The sequence below is a fragment of the Klebsiella sp. 141240 genome (assembly GCF_050600805.1).
Lineage (GTDB): Bacteria > Pseudomonadota > Gammaproteobacteria > Enterobacterales > Enterobacteriaceae > Klebsiella > Klebsiella aerogenes.
Map to the genome: position 1 here is coordinate 1 of NZ_JAQIRK010000040.1, position 4378 is coordinate 4378.

Consider the following 4378-nt stretch of genomic DNA (forward strand, 5'->3'; position numbering starts at 1 on the left):
AAAAGGCTCAGTCGGAAGACTGGGCCTTTTGTTTTTGTGTTTTGCGGCCAGACGCGCCGCCATCTCCCCGGTGGCGCTGCGCTTACCGGGGCTACCGATCCTTCCCCGGTCTGCGCCGCCATTCATTAACGCCCATGATGACTAGAATCCGGCCCTGAACCGATATTATTCAGGCAAGCCTTCCCTCGCTATATACGGTAAACTAATGCAGATTTTGCATCAGGAAGCCACTATGAACCTCTCCCTCAAACCCTGGAATACCTTTGGCATTAGCCATTCTGCCAAAGCAATTGTACTTGCTGAAAATGAACAACAGTTGCTGGCTGCCTGGCAAGCCGCCGCTGCAGAACACCAACCTTGTCTGATCCTTGGAGAAGGAAGCAACGTTCTGTTCCTGAAAGACTATTCCGGCACGGTGATCATCAACCGCATCATGGGGATCGAGGTAAGCGAAACGTCTGAAGCCTGGCGTTTGCACGTTGGCGCCGGTGAAAACTGGCATCAACTGGTGCAATTTGCGCTGGAAAATGGAATGCCTGGGCTGGAAAACCTGGCCTTAATTCCTGGCTGCGCAGGGTCGTCGCCAATTCAAAATATTGGTGCCTATGGCGTCGAGCTACAGCGAGTATGTGAATACGTAGACTGTATCGAACTTGAGACGGGTCGCAAGCAGCGCCTCTCTGCCGCAGAGTGCCGTTTCGGCTATCGCGACAGTATTTTCAAACATGAATATCAGGATCGTTACGCGATAGTGGCTGTTGGGCTATGGCTGAAAAAAGCGTGGCAGCCTGTCCTGACCTACGGTGATTTAACCCGTCTCGATCCGCAAACTGTTACCCCACGCCAGGTATTCGATGCCGTTTGTCACATGCGTATGACCAAGTTACCGGATCCGAAAGTAAATGGTAATGCCGGAAGCTTCTTTAAAAACCCGGTCGTCAGTACTCAGGTCGCCCAGGCGTTGCTGGCAGCATTCCCTAATGCGCCACATTATCCACAGGCTGACGGCAGCATTAAGCTGGCGGCCGGTTGGCTTATCGACCAGTGTCAGCTAAAAGGTAAAACGATCGGTGGGGCTGCCGTTCACCGCCAGCAGGCGCTGGTACTGATCAACGAAAACCAGGCGACCAGCGATGATGTCGTTGGGTTGGCACACTATGTCCGCCAGCAGGTGGGCGAGAAATTTAACGTTTGGCTCCAGCCTGAAGTGCGCTTCATCGGAGAGCAGGGTGAAGTGAATGCGGAAGAGGTGATTGCATGAAAGACAATACCGTACCCCTGACGCTTATCTCTATTCTGGCGGATGGCGAGTTTCACTCTGGTGAACAACTCGGCGAACGCCTGGGAATGAGCCGCGCGGCAATTAACAAACATATGCAGACGCTCCGCGACTGGGGTGTTGATGTATTTACCGTGCCAGGGAAGGGCTATAGCCTCCCTGAACCGATCGAATTACTGGATGAGCAAAAGATTGCCGGGCAGATTAAACAAGGTCGTATTACCGTGCTGCCGGTGATTGATTCCACCAACCAGTATTTGCTGGATCGTCTGGACGAACTGGAGTCAGGTGATGCCTGTGTCGCTGAATATCAGCAGGCTGGTCGTGGTCGCCGCGGGCGTAAGTGGTTCTCACCGTTTGGGGCCAATCTTTATCTCTCCATGTACTGGCGTCTGGAACAAGGCCCTGCCGCCGCTATCGGTCTGAGCCTGGTGATCGGTATTGTGATTGCGGAAGTACTGCAGAGCCTGGGAGCGGATAACGTTCGGGTCAAATGGCCGAATGATATCTATCTGCAGGACCGTAAGTTGTCCGGTATCCTGGTAGAACTGACAGGTAAAACCGGTGATGCCGCGCAGATCGTCAGCGGTGCTGGTATCAACCTCGTGATGCGCCGGGTTGAGTCTGATGTTGTCAATCAGGGGTGGATCAGCCTTCAGGAGGCGGGAGTCTTCATTGACCGTAACACCCTGACGGCGCGTCTGGTGAAAGCATTACGTACCGGTTTGCAGCTATTCGAACAGGAAGGTTTAACACCTTATCTGCCACGCTGGGAAAAACTGGACAACTTTATCAATCGGCCAGTGAAGCTAATTATTGGCGATAAGGAAATATTTGGTATTTCTCGCGGAATTGATGCGCAAGGGGCATTATTACTCGAGCAGGACGGGGTAATTAAACCTTGGGTCGGAGGCGAGATATCGCTGCGTAGCGCTGAATAAACAGAAGGGAGCTTGCGCTCCCTTTTTTATTTCCGTAGGCGAACTTGATCGACCGAATGATTTGCACTTTTGGTCATTATCAAGCTGGCTCGCTCTCTGGTTGGTAATATATTTTCTTTTAAGTTCAGTAGGTTGATCTCATTCCATAATGAAGTGGCAATATTGACCGCTTCGTCTTTCGACAGTTTAGCGTAATTATGGAAATAAGAATCCGGATCGGTAAAAGCACCTTCACGGAATTTCAGGAAGCGATTGATATACCAGTTCTTTAATAAGTCTTCCGGCGCATCGACATAAATAGAGAAGTCGACAAAGTCAGAGACAAATACATGATGCGGATCGTGCGGATAATCCATCCCGCTCTGCAGAACGTTCAAACCTTCCAGAATAAGAATATCCGGTTGAGCAACGGTTTTATCGCCATCAGGAATAACATCATAAATCAGATGGGAATAGACAGGCGCGGTGGCATTTGGTACGCCAGATTTCAGGTCAGAAACAAACTTCACCAACCGATGCATATCATAGGACTGCGGGAAGCCCTTTTTCTTCATCAAGCCGCGTTCTTTTAACACCGAGTTAGGATGTAAGAAGCCATCGGTAGTTATCAGTTCAACATGACGATGTTCCGGCCAGCGGCTAAGCAGCGCCTGTAAAACACGCGCTGTTGTACTTTTACCCACCGCTACGCTACCTGCAATACTGATGATGTAAGGGATACGCTGGCCGTTGGTACCAAGGAATTGCTCAAGCACCGCCTGGCGACGGAGGTTGGAACTGATATAGAAATTGAGCAAACGTGACAGCGGCAAATAGATCTCGGCGACTTCTTCCAGCGAAAGATCTTCGTTGATGCCTTTTAACCGCGCGATTTCTTCCTCTGTCAGCGTCATCGGAACGGAATCACGAAGTGCAGCCCATTGGTTGCGGTTAAATTGTAGATAGGGTGTCATTAACGTCTGCTCTTTTTTGCTCATAAGCATGTTCTTACTATCACCGAAAAAGAGGTAGCGGTGATGCTTCACACTAGTTAATCAGGACAATGGGCAGGAGGGTAACACCAGAATGCCGGGAATAATAAGAAAAAAACTCATCGAAGGGCGCTTTCTCATAGCAGCATCACAAGTGATGAATAAGTAGAAAGAGGGGAGAAAGCGAGTCTGCTATCTTTGCAGGTTAGCGATCGCGCCTGCCACCAGGATTCCCAGGTGAAAAAACCGTCACTCTTGTATCTGACAGGCGCAGCGAAACAAATTCTGCATTAAGGAATGCGCTTTTTTTGCACTCCATTGTTTGAAATTACACCGTTTTTTCGCTTAAGAGCACAAAATGTGAGCAAGAGAACGTTTTATGCAAATTTTTAGTTGCATGAACTCGCAGGTCTCCCTAGAATGCGCGCTACTTGATGCCGACTTAGCTCAGTAGGTAGAGCAACTGACTTGTAATCAGTAGGTCACCAGTTCGATTCCGGTAGTCGGCACCATAACAATTTGGGTGGGGTTCCCGAGCGGCCAAAGGGAGCAGACTGTAAATCTGCCGTCATCGACTTCGAAGGTTCGAATCCTTCCCCCACCACCACTTTCGGGCGACGCTTTGCGTAGCCGGAGTTGGTTGGGTAAACTAATCAGCTCAACATTAAAGAGAGCAATCTCTTTTTTGTTACAGAAAGAACTGGGTAGCCGAGTTTCAGGATGCGGGCATCGTATAATGGCTATTACCTCAGCCTTCCAAGCTGATGATGCGGGTTCGATTCCCGCTGCCCGCTCCAGACGTGCTGATATGGCTCAGTTGGTAGAGCGCACCCTTGGTAAGGGTGAGGTCCCCAGTTCGACTCTGGGTATCAGCACCACTTCTTTATCTCTCCTTCCCTGTTTCTCTCTGTTTATTGCATTCAACAAGTCGGGCATGTTGCCTGGTTGATGTGGTGATATCACCGATTTATCCGTGTCTTAGAGGGACAATCGATGTCTAAAGAAAAGTTTGAACGTACAAAACCGCACGTTAACGTCGGTACTATCGGCCACGTTGACCATGGTAAAACAACGCTGACCGCTGCAATCACTACCGTACTGGCTAAAACCTACGGCGGTGCTGCTCGCGCATTCGACCAGATCGATAACGCGCCGGAAGAAAAAGCTCGTGGTATCACCATCAACAC

At 50.0% G+C, this 4378-nt stretch carries 4 protein-coding genes and 4 tRNA genes; 7 read left to right on the top strand and 1 reads right to left on the bottom strand.

Features of this window, described 5'->3' with window-relative positions; genetic code table 11:
* Positions 1 to 205: 205 nt before the first annotated feature.
* Both murB and birA read left to right on the top strand, forming a co-directional pair.
* Complete coding sequence (gene murB, locus PGQ95_RS26075) at positions 206 to 1261, top strand: UDP-N-acetylmuramate dehydrogenase (RefSeq protein WP_259678445.1); 1056 nt, start codon at positions 206 to 208, stop codon at positions 1259 to 1261.
* Positions 1258 to 2220, top strand: coding sequence for a bifunctional biotin--[acetyl-CoA-carboxylase] ligase/biotin operon repressor BirA (gene birA / locus PGQ95_RS26080; protein ID WP_087859665.1), 963 nt, complete (start codon positions 1258 to 1260; stop codon positions 2218 to 2220). Before murB ends, birA begins: the two co-directional genes overlap by 4 nt.
* Before the next feature lie 26 nt (positions 2221 to 2246).
* Here birA and coaA read toward each other — a convergent pair whose 3' ends face one another.
* Entirely contained in the window at positions 2247 to 3197 is a 951-nt protein-coding gene (gene coaA / locus PGQ95_RS26085) for a type I pantothenate kinase (protein ID WP_015368830.1), read from the bottom strand.
* A gap of 430 nt (positions 3198 to 3627) precedes the next feature.
* Here coaA and PGQ95_RS26090 point away from each other — a divergent pair.
* The 5 genes from PGQ95_RS26090 to PGQ95_RS26110 form a co-directional block, all read left to right on the top strand.
* A tRNA-Thr gene (locus PGQ95_RS26090) sits at positions 3628 to 3703 on the top strand.
* Between the two features lie 10 nt (positions 3704 to 3713).
* A tRNA-Tyr gene (locus PGQ95_RS26095) sits at positions 3714 to 3798 on the top strand.
* Between the two features lie 115 nt (positions 3799 to 3913).
* Positions 3914 to 3988, top strand: a tRNA-Gly gene (locus PGQ95_RS26100).
* A gap of 5 nt (positions 3989 to 3993) precedes the next feature.
* Positions 3994 to 4069, top strand: a tRNA-Thr gene (locus tag PGQ95_RS26105).
* Between the two features lie 115 nt (positions 4070 to 4184).
* On the top strand, positions 4185 to 4378 hold a 194-nt coding region (locus tag PGQ95_RS26110; RefSeq protein ID WP_000031656.1), incomplete at its 3' end, for a GTP-binding protein.

What these genes read in the sequence shown, in the direction of transcription:
- murB (WP_259678445.1), top strand. Translation starts at nt 206, where the DNA reads ATGCAGATTTTGCATCAGGAAGCCACTATGAACCTCTCCCTCAAACCC.
- birA (WP_087859665.1), top strand. Translation starts at nt 1,258, where the DNA reads ATGAAAGACAATACCGTACCCCTGACGCTTATCTCTATTCTGGCGGAT.
- coaA (WP_015368830.1), bottom strand. Translation starts at nt 3,197, where the DNA reads ATGAGCAAAAAAGAGCAGACGTTAATGACACCCTATCTACAATTTAAC.